This is a genomic window from Azospirillum sp. UFLA03-27, from assembly GCF_059803775.1.
In genome coordinates this window covers 1-16,951 of sequence record NZ_JAUQTX010000150.1, presented here as the reverse complement: position 1 = coordinate 16,951, position 16,951 = coordinate 1, and the positions used below count along the sequence as shown (strand labels likewise).

The 16,951-nt window shown below is 69.6% G+C and carries 15 protein-coding genes and 1 pseudogene; 2 read left to right on the top strand and 14 right to left on the bottom strand.

Annotated features, from left to right (window positions below; translation table 11 throughout):
• From Q4I23_RS20770 to Q4I23_RS20750, 5 genes and pseudogenes are all read right to left on the bottom strand, one after another.
• Nucleotides 1-296, bottom strand: a pseudogene (locus Q4I23_RS20770) (hypothetical protein); the annotation flags it as partial.
• Nucleotides 293-1,246, bottom strand: coding sequence for an ABC transporter permease (locus Q4I23_RS20765; RefSeq protein ID WP_498527458.1), 954 nt, complete (start codon nucleotides 1,244-1,246; stop codon nucleotides 293-295). The gene Q4I23_RS20765 and the pseudogene Q4I23_RS20770, both read right to left, overlap by 4 nt.
• Nucleotides 1,243-2,808, bottom strand: coding sequence for an ABC transporter substrate-binding protein (locus Q4I23_RS20760; RefSeq protein WP_498527457.1), 1,566 nt, complete (start codon nucleotides 2,806-2,808; stop codon nucleotides 1,243-1,245). Before Q4I23_RS20760 ends, Q4I23_RS20765 begins: the two co-directional genes overlap by 4 nt.
• A gap of 200 nt (nucleotides 2,809-3,008) precedes the next feature.
• The gene (locus Q4I23_RS20755) at nucleotides 3,009-4,064 is read right to left on the bottom strand and encodes a helix-turn-helix transcriptional regulator (RefSeq protein WP_498527456.1); all 1,056 of its coding nucleotides are present in this window, start codon (nucleotides 4,062-4,064) and stop codon (nucleotides 3,009-3,011) included.
• A 159-nt stretch (nucleotides 4,065-4,223) separates the two neighbouring features.
• Nucleotides 4,224-4,631 carry a glycine-rich domain-containing protein gene (locus Q4I23_RS20750; RefSeq protein WP_237908071.1) on the bottom strand — a complete coding sequence of 136 codons (408 nt, stop codon included), beginning with the start codon at nucleotides 4,629-4,631 and terminating at the stop codon, nucleotides 4,224-4,226.
• A 585-nt stretch (nucleotides 4,632-5,216) separates the two neighbouring features.
• On the opposite strand from Q4I23_RS20750, the gene Q4I23_RS20745 reads away from it, so the two are divergent.
• Nucleotides 5,217-5,765, top strand: a complete 549-nt coding sequence (locus tag Q4I23_RS20745) for a hypothetical protein (RefSeq protein ID WP_454020620.1) — start codon at nucleotides 5,217-5,219, stop codon at nucleotides 5,763-5,765.
• Between the two features lie 41 nt (nucleotides 5,766-5,806).
• On the opposite strand, the gene Q4I23_RS20740 is transcribed toward Q4I23_RS20745, so the two are convergent.
• From Q4I23_RS20740 to Q4I23_RS20700, 9 genes are all read right to left on the bottom strand, one after another.
• Nucleotides 5,807-8,332: a sensor histidine kinase gene (locus Q4I23_RS20740; RefSeq protein ID WP_498527455.1), complete on the bottom strand. Its 2,526-nt coding sequence runs from the start codon at nucleotides 8,330-8,332 to the stop codon at nucleotides 5,807-5,809.
• Nucleotides 8,319-8,993: a response regulator transcription factor gene (locus Q4I23_RS20735; RefSeq protein ID WP_454020618.1), complete on the bottom strand. Its 675-nt coding sequence runs from the start codon at nucleotides 8,991-8,993 to the stop codon at nucleotides 8,319-8,321. Before Q4I23_RS20735 ends, Q4I23_RS20740 begins: the two co-directional genes overlap by 14 nt.
• Nucleotides 8,994-9,031: 38 nt before the next feature.
• Complete coding sequence (locus tag Q4I23_RS20730) at nucleotides 9,032-9,910, bottom strand: universal stress protein (protein ID WP_498527454.1); 879 nt, start codon at nucleotides 9,908-9,910, stop codon at nucleotides 9,032-9,034.
• 13 nt (nucleotides 9,911-9,923) lie between these two features.
• Nucleotides 9,924-10,595, bottom strand: a complete 672-nt coding sequence (locus Q4I23_RS20725; protein WP_498527453.1) for a TerC family protein — start codon at nucleotides 10,593-10,595, stop codon at nucleotides 9,924-9,926.
• Between the two features lie 27 nt (nucleotides 10,596-10,622).
• Nucleotides 10,623-12,161, bottom strand: a complete 1,539-nt coding sequence (locus Q4I23_RS20720; protein WP_498527452.1) for a tripartite tricarboxylate transporter permease — start codon at nucleotides 12,159-12,161, stop codon at nucleotides 10,623-10,625.
• Nucleotides 12,162-12,188: 27 nt separating this feature from the next.
• On the bottom strand, nucleotides 12,189-12,677 hold the full coding sequence (locus tag Q4I23_RS20715; RefSeq protein WP_498527451.1) for a tripartite tricarboxylate transporter TctB family protein: 489 nt from the start codon (nucleotides 12,675-12,677) through the stop codon (nucleotides 12,189-12,191).
• A 69-nt stretch (nucleotides 12,678-12,746) separates the two neighbouring features.
• A complete protein-coding gene (locus Q4I23_RS20710) occupies nucleotides 12,747-13,724 on the bottom strand; it encodes a Bug family tripartite tricarboxylate transporter substrate binding protein (protein WP_454020614.1) in 978 nt (325 codons plus the stop codon).
• A gap of 76 nt (nucleotides 13,725-13,800) precedes the next feature.
• Nucleotides 13,801-14,772, bottom strand: coding sequence for a Bug family tripartite tricarboxylate transporter substrate binding protein (locus Q4I23_RS20705; protein WP_454020613.1), 972 nt, complete (start codon nucleotides 14,770-14,772; stop codon nucleotides 13,801-13,803).
• Nucleotides 14,773-15,328: 556 nt separating this feature from the next.
• A complete protein-coding gene (locus Q4I23_RS20700) occupies nucleotides 15,329-16,081 on the bottom strand; it encodes a TSUP family transporter (protein WP_476960780.1) in 753 nt (250 codons plus the stop codon).
• A gap of 126 nt (nucleotides 16,082-16,207) precedes the next feature.
• Here Q4I23_RS20700 and Q4I23_RS20695 point away from each other — a divergent pair, with 126 nt between their 5' ends.
• Complete coding sequence (locus tag Q4I23_RS20695) at nucleotides 16,208-16,942, top strand: LysR substrate-binding domain-containing protein (protein WP_498527450.1); 735 nt, start codon at nucleotides 16,208-16,210, stop codon at nucleotides 16,940-16,942.
• Nucleotides 16,943-16,951: the final 9 nt, after the last annotated feature.

Below are 16,951 nucleotides of genomic sequence, written 5' to 3'. Positions count from 1 at the left end.
GTTATAGTCTCGTGGGCTCGGAGATGTGTATAAGAGACAGGCCCCACTGCCAGGGCGAGCGCCAGCCCGGCGATGGCGAAGGAGGTTCCCGTCCCGGCGATCAACCGGGCGGCGACGTCGCGGCCCAGCCCGTCGCAGCCCAGCGGGTGGGCCGCGGACGGCCCGGCCCAGGCCTGCCCGAGATCCATGGCGGACGGGTCGAGCGGCAGCAGAAGGGCGGCCAAGGCCAGCGGCACCGCCAGCGCCGCCGCGAGCAGCAGGCCGGCGCGTCCGGCGCAGGAACGCACGGCAATCATGACGGCTTCCCATCGTCGCGCAACCTATTGTCGCGGAGTCGCGGATCGGCGAGACCGATCAGCAGCTCGGCGGTCAGGCTGATGGCGATCTGCATCAGGACGAAGACCAGAACGGTGGCTCCGGCGACCGTGTGGTCGCGGGCCAGCACCGCCTGGACGGTCAGCCGCCCCACCCCCGGCAGGGCGAAGACGGTCTCCACCGCCGCCGTGGTGGTGAGGATCGTCCCGGCCACCGATCCGGCCGCCGCCGCCAGCGGCACCAGAGCGTTCGGCAGGGCGTGGCGCAGCAGAACGGCGGTTCGTCCCAGCCCCTTGGCCTGCGCGGTGCGGATGAAGTCGCGTCCCAGCACCTCCATCACCTGGGTCCGTGTCAGGCGGGCGATCATCGCCACCGCCGGCAGGGCGAGCGCCGCCACGGCCCAGGGCGCCGTACCGGACCCCGCCAGCATCAGCCACGTCGCCAGCGCCAGCGGCGGCACCGACAGGGCCATCACCGACCCGATGGTGAGGGCCGTGCCCGGCCACGCCCGCCGGACATCCGCCGCGGCGAGGCCCAGCAGGAGTCCGAGGGGCAGGGCCAGCACCGCCGCACCCGCCATCAGCCCCAACGTCACCGGCAAGGCTTCGCCCAGCAGCGCCGTCACCGGAACGCCGCCATAGCGCAGCGATTGGCCGAGGTCGCCGCGCAGCAGGGCCAGCGTGTAGGACAGGAATTGAACGGCGATCGGCTGATCCAGCCCGGCGTCTTCCCGCAGCCGGCGGATCATCTCCGGGTCGGCGGCCCGACCGTCGACCATAAGCAGGACCGGATCGCCGGGAAGCGCGTGGGAGGCCAGGAAGCTCGCCAGCACGGCGGCTCCGGCCATAAGAAGAAGCGCCGGCAGGCGCCGGGCCATTCGCCAAGCCAGTCGCCAGGACAGGCCATAGCGGCCGAGGCGGCGTGCCGTCATGGCAACCGGGCGGAATGGTAATCCGTCGTGCCGTCCGGCCGGATGACCACCCCGGTCACGCCGGGCCGCACCAGAGCTACGAACTGCGGCACGGGAAGAGGCACCGCCACGGCCTGCTCCCGGAGCAGGGCTTCGGCGTCCCGGTAGAGCGCGTTGCGGGCGTCGGGGTCGGCGAGGCCGCGCGCCCGCTCCATGAGCCGGTCGAAATCCGGGTTGTGCCAACGGACGCGGTTCGTCGGGCTGGCGCTGTGCCATTGGGTGGCGAGCTGGTCCATGGGATCGGGGAAATCCGCCGTCCAGCCGTTAATGAACAGCGCCTCGCGCCCCTCGTTGATCGCCGCCACGAAGGCCGCGCGCTCCTGGATGCGCACGCCGACCGGAATGCCCAGCACCGCGGTGAGCTGGGCGGCGAAATAGGTGGCCTCCTCGCGCACGTTGGGACCACCGGCGATCTGGAGCGGCGGCAATCCGCGCCCCCCGGCGTGGCCGGACTCCGCCAGAAGCGCCTTGGCCCGGTTCGGATCGGTCGGGGTCAACGGCACCGCGTCGGGGTGGTAGCCGCCCAGGCCGGGCGTGACGAAGCCGTTCGTCAGCAGCGCCCGCCCGGCATGGAGCCCGTTCACCGTGGCGACCCGGTCCAGCGCGTAACGGAACGCCTCGCGCACCCGCCGGTCGCGGAAGGGCGGGTACAGATCCTGGTTCAGGGCAAGATAGCGCACCTGCGCGCGGGAGAAGGCCGCGATCTGCCCGTCGTAGCGCGGCTGACGGACCACCGTGCGCACCGCGTTGTCGGGAAGCGGCGCGATGTCCAGCTCTCCGGCGTCGTAGCGCGCCAGCAGCGTGTTGGTGTCGGGCAACACCGCCAGGGACACCGCCTCCACGGCCGGAGCACCGCCCCAATAATCGGCGTGGGCCTCCAGACGCACGGATTCGCCGCGCCGCCAGGACGTGAGGCGGAACGGCCCGGTGCCGCCGGACGCCCGCTCGTGCCAAGCCGGCCCGAATTCGTCCTCCATGCCGCGGTCGACGAACAGGAACGGGTAGAGCGGGAACAGCGCGTCGGGTTCAGCCAGCCGCACGACGAGTGTGTGAGGGTCGGGAATGGCGACGCCGGACAGCGAGGCGGCGGTCCCCTGCTGCAACGCCGCGGCCCCCTCGATGCCGCGCAGGTAGAAGGCGCTGTAGCCGGGCTGGGGCGTCCGCGTCAGATGGTGTTCCCAGGTCCACAGGATGTCGGCGGCGGTGAATGGGCGTCCCGAATGGAACCGCACGTCCGGGCGCAGGGTAAAGCGCCACGTCCGCCCGTCGTCCGGCGTCTCCCAACGGGTGGCCAGCGCCGGAACGGCGTTGCCGGCGGCGTCGACGGCGGTGAAGCCCTCATAGACCTGCCGCAGGACACCGGATGAGACCAAGCCGGGAAAGGCGAACGGATCGATGGTCGTCAGATCGTCGGAAAGGCTGGCCCGCAAGGTTCCCGCCGCTGCCGGAAACACGGCACCCGCGACACCGGTCACGATGGCCAGAGCAGTCAGGAGCAGACGCAGAGCGGCGGGCAGGGGCATGATGCGGGACGTTGCGGGGCGATAGGGGCGGGGCGATGGGCGGAAAATAGGAAAAACAGACGCCCCTGCCTCCTTCACGGTCTCCGGCCAGAGCGGAACCGGAACTGCACCGGACGTCCGCCATATGTATGCACAAGAGTGCGTCCATATCCAGGTATTCGCGCGGCCGGCGATGCATCGGGCAGCATACCCGGATTCGATCAGACGCGCGACCCGAAATGCCAGCAGATCGTCGTCACCTGCCGCACGATTCCCGCTTGGTTGCGCAGCCCGGTCTTGCCCAGGATGGACGAAACCTGATTGTAGACGGTGCGCCGCTCCACCCCGCGATCCTCGGCGATCTCGTCGACGCTCCGGCCGGAGCACAGGGCCAGCGCGATCTCGGCTTCCGATCCGGTGATCTGGAGAAGCTCGGCGACGGCGCGCGCCGACACGGCGGGCAGGATATCCGGATCGACGAGAGTCAGGAGGAGGATGCCGGTCATCGGGCCGCCGCTTCCGACGCTTTGGGCCGGCGGCTCCGACAGGGTGGCGAAATAGGGCGACGGCTGGTCCAGGCGCGGCACGCGCAACGTGATCGGCGTACGGGTGCGGCGGCGGAAGAAGCCGGCGGCCCGCTTCGACAGTTCCGCCTGTTCGGTGGGTGCGTCCGGGATGATCAGCCGGCCGCCGACCAGGGACAGCCCGTCTCCCCGCGCCACGATGGAGGCGAAGGACTGGTTGCCGTCGATGACTTGGCAGCGCGGCGTCAGAAGCGCCGCCGGGTAGGGCAGGGCGTCGAGAAGCCGGACGACGAAGGTGGGCTGGCCCGACGGCGGCAGGACGCTGCCGCCGTTGAGGGAGATCAGGCTGTCGAAGCCGCCCCGGACGCTGTCCTGGACGTTGCTGGTGACGTCGCGCCGGATCTGGTACCACCAGCCGTCCGTGTCGTCCAACCGCTCGTAGGTGATCTGGATGACCCGCCCGTCGGAATGGAGCGTGAAGGACTGCCAGAACCGGTTGAACCGGCGGAGATCCTCGGCATAGCCGATCCATCGCGCCGGATCGGAATAGATGGTGTCCGAGCTGAACTTCTTGTGCTTCACGCATTCCCACACGATGTCGCGGAACGTCACCGAGCGTGAGAAGTCGATGAAGGGATAGATCGTCTTCTGCTTGTCGTTGGTTGCCAGCAGCGTGTCGCTCTTGTCGAAGACGGTGAGCGCGGCGTTCATGTCCCGGGCGCGGCTGGAGAGGTCGTGGACCAGATCGGACATCAATCCTTCCTCCCTTTCGCTGCCAGGGGTGACGGGATGCGCCCCTGACCGTGGCCTGGGCCGCCGGTCAGGGGAGCGTTCGCGGAGCGCGCTGCCAATCGTATGAATTTAGCAGCAAAACAACCGCATCATGCAACGGTCAATACGATGGTATGACGCTCAGGCCGCCTCGACCGTGAGGTAGCAGCCGGCGAGTTCCTCCGTTCCCAGCTCCACGCCGAGCGTCGTCCGGAAGGCGTCCTGGGTGTTGGCGACAGCCTTCTGCCAGGCAGCGGCGTCGGGAGCGTCCGGGTGATGGTGAACCCGGGCGCCGACAAGACGCATCATGTCCGCCTCGTAACGGTCCATGAACAGGATGTGCTCGTGCCAAGCCGCGTCGGCCGCCTTCGTCGGGACCAGGATCAGGTTCGGCTTCGCCGCGACCACGACGAGGAACTGGCGGTAGGCCTCGACCGACGCCGCGGCCTGATCCGACGTGTAGCCGGCCATCTCGAGCCGCTTGTTGATGAAGGAGAGGTCAAGGTTCGCCGGCTGCACGGACGAGACGCGTTCGCTGTTGTCGTTCATTCTCGATGGTCCTTTCAGAAGGGAATGAGGTTCACTTCGGTCCTCGAAGACCTCCGCCCGATGACGCCGGCCCGTGCCTTGTGGGAAAACGTTGCCCGCGGTGGCATCCGGCAGGCTTCAGGCGAGAGGTGTCCTGACCGGCGGTGTCCCGCCGGCCGATGCCTGTGCGTGGCACCGTTCGGCTTGATCCGGCTGATGCCGTGGGCAAGCCGCCAAGGCTGCGTTCGCGTGCGCCGCGCGTCCCGTACGCTCCTGCAACAGGCCCGCCATGCGCCCCTCCTGCATACCCGAGTGTATCATAGTAGCGGTTGTGCAAGCGCTCAAGGACATATCGCGTATTTGTATTGAATCTGTCGATGATAGTTTCCCAAGGTGGAATACATACGCGTTCATTTTCGCTGTGGTGATAGCCGATTCTTGTGAAACATCTCACTTGATAGAATCGTTTCCGTTGCTATCCGCGGAAGAGTTGGTATCTTCTGCGTGAGGTTGCAAATCCATGTCATTGTCATGGGGTTCCGGATGCAGGACCGGCGAGCACATCCTTTTTCTTCGCCATGGCTCAACGGACTGCTCGCAGAGGCTTTGCGACGTCCGGTTCTCGACGGGGCCGAGGACGCTCTGATCCTTGCGGACCTCTTCGCCGCGGTTGCGCCGCCGCTCCCCGCGGATGCGATCACCCGGGCCTCACGGGCCAGCGGCTGGCTGCATCAAGCGGTGGCGACGGCGCAGGAACAGCCTCCGCATCGGGTGGGCCGGGACCTGAGGAGCTTCGCCGACTACATGGTCGAGGCGGTGCGGTTGATGCAGCGGCACGGCCATTTCCAGGACCGCAACGACCGTCAGCGGGTGAAGGCCCTCCTGAAGAAAGCGGGTGGGCGTGGGGTGGTGCCGGACCGGACCGCCGCCGCGGAGCGTCTGCTGGCCGCCGCCGAAAGCCCGGACGCGGGGCGGTCGGATGCGATCGCCGAGGCCCTGGGCACCGGGGCGCTCGGTCCGCCGGGCGGTCTCGATTCCGCGACGACGGTGCTGCTCGGGCTGGCGGCCCTGCCGGTTGACAAGCGCCGGACGCGGCTGCACGGCATGGGCATGGCCCTGCGGGCGCCGTCGCCGCCGGAAGGCTGGAATGGCTGAGGCGTCGCACAGGAGAGCGGGTTGCGGATCCTCTCAAGGACTCAGGGCAGCAGGATCGCCGACTGCCATTGCTGCAGGAACCGCTCCCGCTTCAGCCGGTCGAGGAACACCAGCAGGGCCGGGCTGAGGGCGATGGGGTGCAGCGGCGCCGCCGTGCTGGAGCGCAGGCCCGACGCCGACGCCTCCCGCTTGATGCCGGAGGAGATGGCGTAGAGGGCGGAGCGGTCGGCCACCACCTCCTGCCCGCGCGGCGACAGCAGATAGTCGATGAACCGGCCGGCGAGCTGCGGCCGGGGCGCCGTCCGGGGAATCACCGCGACGCGGGAGATGACCAGCGTGTAGTCCTCCGGCACCACGATGCCGATGGGCGCCCCCGCCGCCGCCCGCGCCCGCGCGTAGGAGCCGAGGACGTTGTAGGCGATCAGCACCTCGCCCCGCTCCACCATGTCGAGGATCTCGCCGGAGCAGCAGGCCAGCCGCGCCTGGGCATTGCCCATCATCGCGACGAGCTGCCAGTACTGGCCGAACAGCAGGGCGTCGTGGGAGGCCAGCAGATAGCCGATGCCGCTGGTGGCCGTGTCGTAAGTGGCGACGCGCCGGCCGAAGCGCGCCGGGTCGTCGCGCAGCAGCCGGATCAGCGCCGGGCGCGTGCGCGGCACCTGGGCGTCCGGCAGAAGGTCGCGGTTGTAGGCGATCACCGCCGGCTCGAAGGTGAAGCCGAAAGCTTCGTCCCGCCAGTTTGCCCAGTCCGGCAGAGTGTCGGTCAGGGCGGAGCGGTGGGGCTGGGTGTGACCGTCGTTGACCAGCTTCACCTGCAGGTCGGAGGCCGAGCTGATGAGCAGGTCGGGAGTCTCCGCCGCGGCCCCCTTGGCCGGCACGGCCACCGCCTCGGCGTAGAGGTCGGCGGTGTCCATGTCCTTGTATTCGACGGTGACGTCGGGGTGGAGCTGCTGGAAATCGAGGACCAGCGGCTCGATGGCCTGCCGGTCAGTGGCGGAATGGATGCGCAGCCGCTCCCGCTCGCCGCCGGGGGCGGGGTAGGTGAGCAGTTGCGCCGCCTGCGCGGCCTGCATCCAAGGCGCCCAGAGCAGGGCGACGAGGACCAGAAGGGGCAGCAGGGCCCGCGTGGCCCCTCCCCCCGCCGTGGTGATTCCGCCGCCCGCCTCCGGGAAGTCGATGCGCGCGATCAGCCCGCCGCCGGGGCGGTCGAGCAGGGACAAATCCGCTCCGTGCGCCTCGACCACCGAGGTGACGATGGCGAGGCCCAGCCCGCTGCCCGCCACCCCGGCGGCGGAGCTGCCGCGCCCGAACCGCTCCAGCACGCGGCGTTTCTCGGCGTCCGGCACGCCGGGGCCGCGGTCGGCGATCTCCACGCGCAGACCGCGCCCGTTTGGCCGGGGGGTCAGCGTCAGGTCGATGGGGCCGGACGGGCCGGCGTACTTCACCGCGTTGTCGAGCAGGTTGGTCAGCGCCTCGCGCAGGCTGATGGCGTCGCCGGGGACGGTGGCGGGTTCCGCCGCGCGGTCGATGTCCAGGCGGATCGCCGTGTCGCCGGCCACCGCGCGGGCGCGCTGGAACACCTGCTCCAGCAGGGCGCCGAGATCGACATCCTCGGGCTTCAGCGCCTCGCTGCGGTGGATCACCATGGCGTGGTTGAGGAGTTGGCTGGTGAGCTGGCTGGCCTCCACCGCGTTGCGGTGCACGCGCTGGGCGATGCGGTGGAGGGCATCGGGATCGTCCTCGTCGATGGCGAGTTCGGCCTGCAGGCGCAGGCTGGCCAGCGGTGTGCGGATCTGATGGGCGGCGTCGGCCAGGAAGGTCTGCATGGTGTCGAGATTGGATTGGAGACGCGCCATGAGCTGGTTGATCGCCTGGACGAGCTGGGAGACCTCCTGCGGCGGCGGCATGGCGATGGGGGAGAAGTCGTGGGGCTGCCGCTCGCGGATCATCCGCTCCAGCGAGCCCAGGGGGGCCAGCGCCTGCCGCACCCCGAACCAGATCAGCCCGCCCGCCGCGACGACGGTGAAGGCGATGGGAAGGAAGGCGTTCGCCAGGATGTCGCGGGCCAGCGCCCCGCGCTCCTCCCGCGTCTGGGCGACGGCTATGGTGACCCAGCCGCCGAGGTCCGGCTGCGTGGCGAAGCGCTTCAGGACGGCGACGCGCACCGGCATGCCGCGGAAGCTGGCGTTCTCGAAACGGGTGGTGGAGTCGCTGCCGGCAGCGCCGGCGACCGCGGCCTTGGCGGGCGCCACTGGCAGGTCGTGGTAGCCGGTGACCAGCTCGCCGTCCGGCGCGGTGATCCGGTAGAACACGCGGTCGCGCCGGGCCTGGGCCAGGATGCCCAGCGAGGAATAGGGCAGGTCGACGGAAAAGCGCCCGTCCTCCACCCGCACCGTGTCGGAGATCGACAGGGCCGACGCCATCAGCAGCCGGTCGAAGGCGGCGTCGGCGGCGCGCTGGGCGTAGGCGCTGACGAACAGGAACAGCCCGGCGGTCAGGACGGCGAGCACACCGAGCAGCCGGATGAACAGCCGCCGCCGCAGCGAGAATCCTTCAGCCTTCGGCACACACTTCCGCCACATACCCCAGCCCCCGAACCGTCCGGATCTCCACCGACGCGCCCTCCAGCTTGCGCCGGAGGCGGGAGACATACAACTCGATGGCGTTCAGCGCGGTGGGCTGGTCGAGGCTGAACAGCCGGTCCATCAGGTCCTCCTTGGACAGGACGGTGTTCAGGTTGCTGAGAAACAGCTCCAAAAGGCGGAATTCGCGGCCGCCCAGATCGACGGGGCGGGCGTCGACCAGCACCTTCTTGGCGGCGGCGTCGAAGACCAGATTGCCGAACTGCGTGCGCGAGGAGGCGAGTCCGTGCGAGCGGCGCAGCAGGGCGCGGCAGCGGGCCTCCAGTTCCCGCAGGTCGAAGGGCTTCACGATGAAGTCGTCGGCCCCCAGATCGAGCAGGTCGACCCGCACATTCACTTGCGAGCGGGCGGTCATCACCAGGACCGGCGTGGCGTCGCGGCGCTGGCGCAGGCGGTTCAGCAGCGTCTGTCCGTCCACCCCCGGCAGCATGATGTCGAGCAGGACGAGCTGGTACGCCTCCTGGCGCAGCAACTCCTCCGCCTCGTCCCCGGTCGGCGCCCAGTCGACGGCGTAGCCCAGCTTGCGCAGCCGGTGGACGATGGCGTCGGCCAGATCCTCGGTGTCCTCGACGACGAGTATGCGCATGGTCCGTCTCCCGGTGCCGGGGCACCGTAATGCACAAATCAGTGCGCCATGAAGATGGGAATGGCGGGCGGCTCGCGCAGCACGTCGAGCGTCACGCCGCCCCACACCCGTTCGCGGACCCGGCTGTGGCCGTAGGCGCCCATCACCAGCAGGTCGCAGCTGGCCTCCGCCGCTGTTTCCTGCAGGGCCCGGCCGACCGCGCGACCCGACGCCGTGACCTTGCGGATGGTCGCCGCGACGCCGTGCAGGGCAAGGTAGGCCGACAGGCGGTCGGGGTCGGCGGTGCGTCCGGGATCGGCGACCTCCGCCGACAGGATGACCGCCTTGCCGGCCCGTTGCAGAAGCGGCAGCGCCGCCGCGACCGCCCGCGAGGCCGCGGCCCCGCCGTCCCAGGCCACGGCGACCGCGGACCCGACCGACGCCGGTTCGGCCGCCGGGGCCAGCAGCAGCGGACGGCCGGAACCGAACAGGCTGGCCTCGATGGCCGGACCCATGGCGTTGGTCCCGTCGGAGGTCTGGGCGATCACCACCAGATCGGCGAGCCGCGCCTCCTCTGCCAGGGTCTCGGCCAGCGGGCCGGTCGCCTGCTGCCAGGAGGCGGAGAGCCCGTCCGCGTCCTCGCCGCCGCCGGTCAGGCTGTCCGTCTCCGCGGCGCCGAAGCGGTTGCGGAATTCCTCGAACAGGTCGTGGGCGGAGTCGATCACCCGCGCCTGATCCTCCTGCCCGATGCGGATGAGCTGCTCGACCAGCGCCTTGGGAATCGCGGCGCTTTCCACGGAGGTGCGGATTTCGACCTGCGGCATGACGCTCAACCCCTCCACATGGGCGCGGAAGCGGGTGGCGAGCAGGAAGGCCGTGGCGATGGCGCGGCGGTCCAGCGGCCGTCCGGTCAGGGGAACGAGTACCTTCTTGATCATCGGAAGCGCTCCGTCACGATAGCCGGGAGGTGTGCATGAGGACTTCGTTGCTGCCGCGCCAGATCATGTCGAGCGCCACATAAGTGATGATGACGAGACCGACCCAGCCGACCCAGCGATGCTTGTGCAGGACATGCGCGATCATGTTGGCCGCCGCCCCCATCAGGATGACGGACAGCAGCAGGCCGATGACCAGGATCGTCGGGTGGTCCTTGGCCGCACCGGCCACCGCCAGCACGTTGTCGAGAGACATCGACACGTCCGCCACCACGATCTGCCAGATCGCCGCGCCCACCGTGACGCCGCCGACCGCGGCACCGGCGGCGGCGCTTCCGGACACGCCCACCGGCGTGTCGGGGGCGTCCATCGCCTCGTCGGGCGCCACCTCGTCCGTCCCGTGGGAGCGCAGCTCGCGGTACATCTTCCAGCAGACCCACAGCAGCAGCACGCCGCCGGCCAGCGTCAGCCCGATGATGGCGAGAAGCTGCGTGGTGATCAGCGCGAAGAAGATGCGCAGGACGATGGCCGCACCGATGCCCCAGAAGATCACCTTGCGGCGCTGCGCCAGCGGCACCGCGGCGGCGGCCATGCCGACGACGATGGCGTTGTCGCCGGCCAGCACGAGGTCGATGGCGATGACCTGCCCGAGGGCGGCGAGCTGCGACCAGAGATCGACGCTTTCCATGGAAATGTCCTTCGGAGAATGGCGGTCTTACGTCGCGGGATGGCTGCCGGACGGCGAAGCGCTGTCGCCCTTGCCCTTGCCCGTCCCGTTGCTCCGGTAGCGCAGGACCATCGGGCCGATCACCAGCAGGGCGGCGATGATCAGCAGGGCTGCCGAGATCGGGTGGGTCAGGAAGACCGAGGGGTCGCCCTGGCTGATCGCCAGCGCGCGGCGGAACTGCTGTTCGGCCAGCGGCCCCAGGATCAGCCCGACCACGCAGGGCGCCACCGGCACGTTCAGCACGCGCATGCCGAAGCCGACCAGTCCGATCACCCACAGGATGACCAGATCGATGACGTTGTTGTTCAGCGTGTAGGAGCCGAGCGACGAGAAGACCAGGATGCCGGCGTACAGCCAGGGCCGCGGGATCAGCAGCAGCTTCACCCAGAAGCCGACCAGCGGCAGGTTCAGCACCAGCAGCAGCACGTTGCCGATGTAGAGGCTGGCGATCATGCCCCAGACCAGCTCCGGGTTGTTGTCGAACAGAGTCGGGCCGGGCTGCAGGCCGTATTGCTGGAAAGCGGCCAGCATGATGGCGGCGGTCGCCGAGGTCGGCAGGCCGAGCGACAGCAGCGGCGCCAGCACGCCGGCGGCCGACGCGTTGTTGGCGGCCTCCGGACCGGCGACGGCCTCGATGGCGCCCTTGCCGAACTCCTCCGGCTTCTTCGCCAGACGCTTCTCGACCAGATAGGACAGGAAGGTCGGGATCTCGCTGCCGCCCGCCGGCAGGGTGCCGATGGGGAAGCCCAGCAGCGTGCCGCGCAGCCACGGCTTCCAGGACCGGCTCCAGTCCTCGCGGCTCATCCATTTGGAGCCCTTGAGCGCGTAGATCTCCTCCGTCTCGAAGCGGTGGCGGGAGGCGACGTAGAGCGTCTCGCCGACCGCGAACAGGCCGACCGCGACCACCACCGTGTCGATGCCGTCGAGCAGCTCCGGCACGCCGAAGGCCAGGCGCGCCTGACCGGTCTGCATGTCGATGCCGACCAGACCCAGCGCCAGACCGAGGAACAGGCTGGCCAGACCGCGGGCCAGCGAGCTGCCCAGCACGGCGGTGACGGTGGTCAGGGCCAGCACCATCAGCGCGAAATACTCGGCCGGGCCGAACAGCAGGGCCATCTTGACCATCAGCGGGGCGACGAAGGTCAGCGCCGCGGTGGCGATGGTGCCGGCGATGAAGGAGCCGATGGCGGCGGTCGCCAGCGCCTGGGCGCCGCGGCCCTGGCGGGCCATGGCGTGGCCGTCGATGGCGGTGACGATGCTGCCGGACTCGCCCGGCGCGTTCAGCAGGATCGAGGTCGTCGAGCCGCCGTACATCGCGCCGTAATAGATGCCGGCGAACATGATGAAGGCGGAGGTCGGCTCCAGCCCGTAGGTGACCGGCAGCAGCAGCGCCACGGTCAGCGCCGGGCCGATGCCGGGCAGCACGCCGACCGCGGTGCCCACCGTCACGCCGATCGCCGACCATAGAAGGTTGTAAGGGGTCAGCGCCACGAGGAAGCCGTGGCCCAGGGCGGCAAGGGTGTCCATTGTGCAGTTTCCTTCCCGAAGCGGGGCTTATTCGGCGTCGGCTGACGTGAGCCGTTCGACGATGCTGCCCTCGGGCAGGTTCAGGCCGAGCCCGTAATTGAAGGCCACGAAGGTGAAGGCGGCGAGCGCCAGCCCGATGGCGAGATTGACCATCAGCCGCCGGCCGCCGAAGGCGCGGGAGACCGCGGCGAACAGGATGGTGGTGGAGGGGATCCAGCCCAGCGTGTCGAGCAGCAGGAACTGGACGGCCAGCCCCGCGGCGACCAGCGCCACCGCCCACAGGTCCAGCTCCAGCCCCTCGGCGTGGGCGATGGCCCCGGTGAAGGCCTCGCGCAGCAGGGACAGCCCGACCAGGACGAGGCCGCCCGAGATCAGGTAGGGGAACAGGGCGGGGCCGACCACCGCCCGGCCGACGCTCGGGGTCAGCATGGTCTCGACCGCGATCAAGCCCCCAAGGGCGATCAGCCCGCCGCCCAGCACCGCCTCTCCGGCGCGCATGCTTCGACCGGTGGTCATCGCTTCATCCTCCCAGACTGTTTTTTGCGGACCGGTGGGCGCGGCGACCGCGCCCACCCGGTTCGGTCCTCACTTCACGAGGCCGATGTCCTTCAGCGTGCCCTCGATCTGCGCGCGCTCCTGCTTCAGGAAGGAGGCGAACTCGGCGGAGGGCTGGTAGAGGTCGATCCAGCCGCGCTGCTTCACGGCCTGCTTCCACTCGTCGCTGGCGACGGCCTTGGCGACGGCCTCCTGCAGTTCCTTCAGCTCGGCCGGCTTGGCGGAAGCCTGGGCGAAGACGCCGCGCCAGTTCACGAACTCCAGGTCGACACCCTGCTCCTTGAGGGTCGGCGTGTCGGAGCCCGGCAGGCGCTGCGGGGCGGAGACGGCGATGGCGCGCAGCTTGCCCGCCTGGAACTGCGGGGCGAACTCGCTGTAGCCGCCCATGCCGAGCGTCACATGGCCGCCGAGCGCCGAGGCCAGCAGCTCGCCGCCGCCCGCGGTGGCGACGTAGTTGACCTTGTTGGGATCGACGCCGACCGCCTTGGCGATCAGCCCGGCCAGGATCTGGTCGCTGCCGCCCGCCGAGCCGCCGCCCCAGGACACCGAGCCGGGGTCCGCCTTGAACTTCTTGATCAGGTCGTCGAAGGTCTTGATGGGCGAATCCGGGGGAACGACGATGGCCGTGTATTCACCGGTCAGCCGGGCCAGCGGGGTCACCTGATCGAGCGTCACAGCCGACTTGTTGGTGACGATGGCGCCCAGCATGATCTGGCCGCCGACCAGGATCGTCGGCGAGCGCTTCTTGGCGGTGACGAACTGGGCGAGGCCGACCGTGCCGCCGGCGCCGGGGATGTTCACGACCTGGATGTTGGAGGCCAGCTTCTGGTCTTGGAGAACCTGCTGGAGCGTGCGGGCGTGCTGGTCCCAGCCGCCGCCGGGGCTCGCCGGGGCGATGATCTCCAGCCCCTTGATCTCGGCCATCGCCGGGGCGGCGGCGAGGGTGGCCGTGGCGAGGACGGCGGCGGTCAGGACGCCCTTCACGGCGCCCGGCATGCGGATGGTCATGACGCTTCGCTCCATGGCTGTGTCTTGTTTTGGGGTGCTTTGTTTTGAAACCCGGCGGCCTGCCGCCGGCCAACCGTCACTTGACGAGGCCCAACTCGGTCAGGACGCCTTCGATCCGCGTCCGCTCGTCCTTGACGAAGGCGGCGAACTGGTCGGGCGGCAGGTAGAGGTCGATCCAGCCGCGCTCCTCGGCGATGCGCTTCCACTCGTCGGTGCGGACCATGGCGCCGACCGCGTCGTCCAGGACCTGCTTCTCCGACGCCTTCAGGTTGCCCGGCGCCATGACGGCGCGCCAGTTCACCAGCTCGACATCCACGCCCTGCTCCTTGAAGGTCGGGACGTCGATGCCGGGAAGGCGCTGCGGGGCGGAGATCGCCAGGGCGCGCAGCTTTCCGGCCTGGAGCTGCGAGGCCATCTCGTTGTAGCCGCCGGTCGCCACGGTGATGTGCCCGCCGAGCACCGAGGCCATCATCTCGCCGCCCGCTCCGGCGGCGATGTAGTTCATCTTGGACACGTCGCCGCCGATCGCCTTGACCAGCAGGCCGTAGAGGATGTGGTCGGGGCTGCCGACGGCGAAGCCGCCCCAGGAGACCGAGCCGGGATCGGCCTTGAACTTCTGGACCAAGTCGTCGAGCGTCTTCAGCGGCGAATCCGCAGCCACGACGATGGGCTGGTACTCGCCGGTCAGGCGGGCCAGCGGGGTCACCTGATCGAGCGATACCGGCGACTTGTTGATCAGGATCGCCCCGATCATGCCGAGGCCGGAGATCATCAGGCCGGGGTTGCGCTTCTTGGCGGTGACGAACTGGCTGAGGCCGATGGTGCCGCCGGCTCCCGGAATGTTGACCACCTGGACGCTGGAGGCCAGCTTGTGGTCCTGAAGGACCTGCTGCATGGCGCGCGCGTGCTGGTCATAGCCGCCGCCGGCGTTGGCGGGGGCGATGATCTCCAGATTCTTGATCTCCGCGGACGCGGGAGCGGCGAACAGGGCGGCAGCGGCCAGCACGGCCGCCGCCAGCATCCCCTTGGCGGGGTTGCCGAGGCTCATGGTGTTTCCTCCGAGTGGACTTTTTTGCTTTTTGGACGGCGCTTGCTGCGCCTTACGGTGCCTTGGCGGTGGACCTCTGCGGGCGCGCCTCATAGAGGAGGACGGAGCCGCCGGCCCCCGCGCCGCAGGCGGCGCCATAAAAGAGCGGGGTTCGCTCGTCCGCCGATGCGGTCTTCGCCGTGGGTTCCGCCGGCTTTCGGGCTGCGGATTCGGTCGCCATGGTGGAGGTTCCGGGAACGGTGGTTGGTTGTTCCAACTGTTTAACAGGCGAACCTGTCATGAACCTGTCAGCCACCAGCCGGCCATGCAAAATTTCGGCGCTCCACCCGGAAGAGGCGGAGACCGGTTCGTGGCGGTTTTCCCCCCGCCGGGGTGATGGGGAGGAGCACTTTGCCCCTTCCCTAACCCTCCCCCGCTCTCGGCGGACCGAAGGTCCGCCTGCCGCGTCAGCGCAAACCATAGGTTTGCGCGAGAGCTTCGCAGGGGAGGGGATTTTCAGCTCCCTCCCCTGCGTCTGCGGGGGAGGGCCAGGGTGGGGGCAAGAACCCCTCGGAACCTACCCCACCACCAGCAGGAACAGCCCCTGGCCGAGATAGACGGTGCCGGTCAGGGCGACGAGACGCTGGCTCCAGCTGCGGAACTGGGCGTCGCTCATGGCGTCAAGCACGCGGCGCGACAGGTTCGTCCCCAGTACGGCCATGCCGATGCAGACGAGCGTCACCGTGATGTCCAGCGCCTCCGTCTCCGACGCCGCGACGAGGGAGCCGAAATAGACCGTCTTGAACAGATGGCCGAAGACCTGCATCGTCGCCTTGGTCGCGACGACGCTCTGCCGCGACAGGCTGGACTTCACGAAGAAGACGTCGAGCAGCGGCCCCGAGATGCCGGCGATCAGCTGCACGCCCATGCACAGGACGCCGGCCAATGTGCTGTGGCCGCGCCGCGACACGTTCGGCGACCAGTGCGACGGAACCGCCATCGCCATGAAGGGCGACAGCCCCAGCACGATCAGCGCCTCCGCTTTGCCGGGCACATAGCGGATCAGGGTGAAGACGGCGACCGCCACCGCCCCGCCCAACAGAAACCGGGCCACGATTCCCCATTGCACGTGCCGCCGCCACAGCCACGCCCGCCAGCCGTTGGCGGTCATCTGCGTGATCCCGTGCAGCAGCATGGCCGAGGACACCGGCAGCAGCACCAGCAGCAACCCCATCAGCACCATGCCGCCGGCCATGCCGAACAGGCCCGACAGGAACGAGGTCACCAGCGCCGCAAGGCCGAGTCCGAGTGTCAGGGGAACCGTCAGCATCCCGCTCGTCCGAAAGTTTTCTTTGGCTGTGGACCGCATGATGCCCCTGACGCGCTTGCGCCGCAAACGGGATTGTCTGATGCTGACCCCCAGGAAATGTTGGGGTGCATGGGAGGAGGGGATCGGATGCGGCGCCTGCCATCGCTGAACGCCTTGCGGGCGTTCGAGGCCGCGGCCCGCCACGGCAGTTTCACCGGGGCGGCGAGCGAGCTGAACGTCTCGCAGGCCGCGGTCAGCCGCATGGTGCGCCTGCTGGAGGAGCGGATGGGCTTCCCGCTGTTCGAGCGGCGGGCCAACGCGCTGGAGCTGACCGACCGCGGGCGGGCGCTGCAGCCCGGCCTGACCGGCGCCTTCGACGCGATCGCGGACAGCGTCGAGCGGGTCGCCGCCATGCGCGACGGCCCGGTGCTGACCTTGGGGGTGGGTGCCACCTTCGCGGTGCGCTGGCTGATCCCGCGCCTGTCGGCCTTCCACGAGAGCCACCCCGACGTGGAGGTGCGCATCGCCACCGGCGGCGCCGGCGCGCCGATCCGCGAGGATTGGACCTGCGCCCTGCTGCTGGGCGACGGGCACTGGCCGGGCTACGAGGTGGAGGAGCTGTTCACCGCCGACATGCTGCCGGTCTGCGCGCCCGCCCTGGCACGGACGCTGCGCCGTCCGGAGGATCTGCTGTCGGCGACGCTGCTCTCGGTGTCGCACTGGGCGGACGACTGGCCGCACTGGTTTGCCTCGGCGGGGCTGGCGCCGCCGGCCGTGAAGGGGCTGTCCTTCAGCAGCTACGCCATGACCTTGCAGGCGGCGGCGGACGGGGTCTGTCTCTTATACACATCTGACGCTGCCGACGATTATACGCGAGTGTAGATCTCGGTG

Coding starts and splice junctions, on each gene's coding strand:
- Q4I23_RS20765 (WP_498527458.1), bottom strand. CDS start 1,246: ATGACGGCACGCCGCCTCGGCCGCTATGGCCTGTCCTGGCGACTGGCT.
- Q4I23_RS20760 (WP_498527457.1), bottom strand. CDS start 2,808: ATGCCCCTGCCCGCCGCTCTGCGTCTGCTCCTGACTGCTCTGGCCATC.
- Q4I23_RS20755 (WP_498527456.1), bottom strand. CDS start 4,064: ATGTCCGATCTGGTCCACGACCTCTCCAGCCGCGCCCGGGACATGAAC.
- Q4I23_RS20750 (WP_237908071.1), bottom strand. CDS start 4,631: ATGAACGACAACAGCGAACGCGTCTCGTCCGTGCAGCCGGCGAACCTT.
- Q4I23_RS20735 (WP_454020618.1), bottom strand. CDS start 8,993: ATGCGCATACTCGTCGTCGAGGACACCGAGGATCTGGCCGACGCCATC.
- Q4I23_RS20730 (WP_498527454.1), bottom strand. CDS start 9,910: ATGATCAAGAAGGTACTCGTTCCCCTGACCGGACGGCCGCTGGACCGC.
- Q4I23_RS20725 (WP_498527453.1), bottom strand. CDS start 10,595: ATGGAAAGCGTCGATCTCTGGTCGCAGCTCGCCGCCCTCGGGCAGGTC.
- Q4I23_RS20720 (WP_498527452.1), bottom strand. CDS start 12,161: ATGGACACCCTTGCCGCCCTGGGCCACGGCTTCCTCGTGGCGCTGACC.
- Q4I23_RS20715 (WP_498527451.1), bottom strand. CDS start 12,677: ATGACCACCGGTCGAAGCATGCGCGCCGGAGAGGCGGTGCTGGGCGGC.
- Q4I23_RS20710 (WP_454020614.1), bottom strand. CDS start 13,724: ATGACCATCCGCATGCCGGGCGCCGTGAAGGGCGTCCTGACCGCCGCC.
- Q4I23_RS20705 (WP_454020613.1), bottom strand. CDS start 14,772: ATGAGCCTCGGCAACCCCGCCAAGGGGATGCTGGCGGCGGCCGTGCTG.
- Q4I23_RS20700 (WP_476960780.1), bottom strand. CDS start 16,081: ATGCTGACGGTTCCCCTGACACTCGGACTCGGCCTTGCGGCGCTGGTG.
- Q4I23_RS20695 (WP_498527450.1), top strand. CDS start 16,208: ATGCGGCGCCTGCCATCGCTGAACGCCTTGCGGGCGTTCGAGGCCGCG.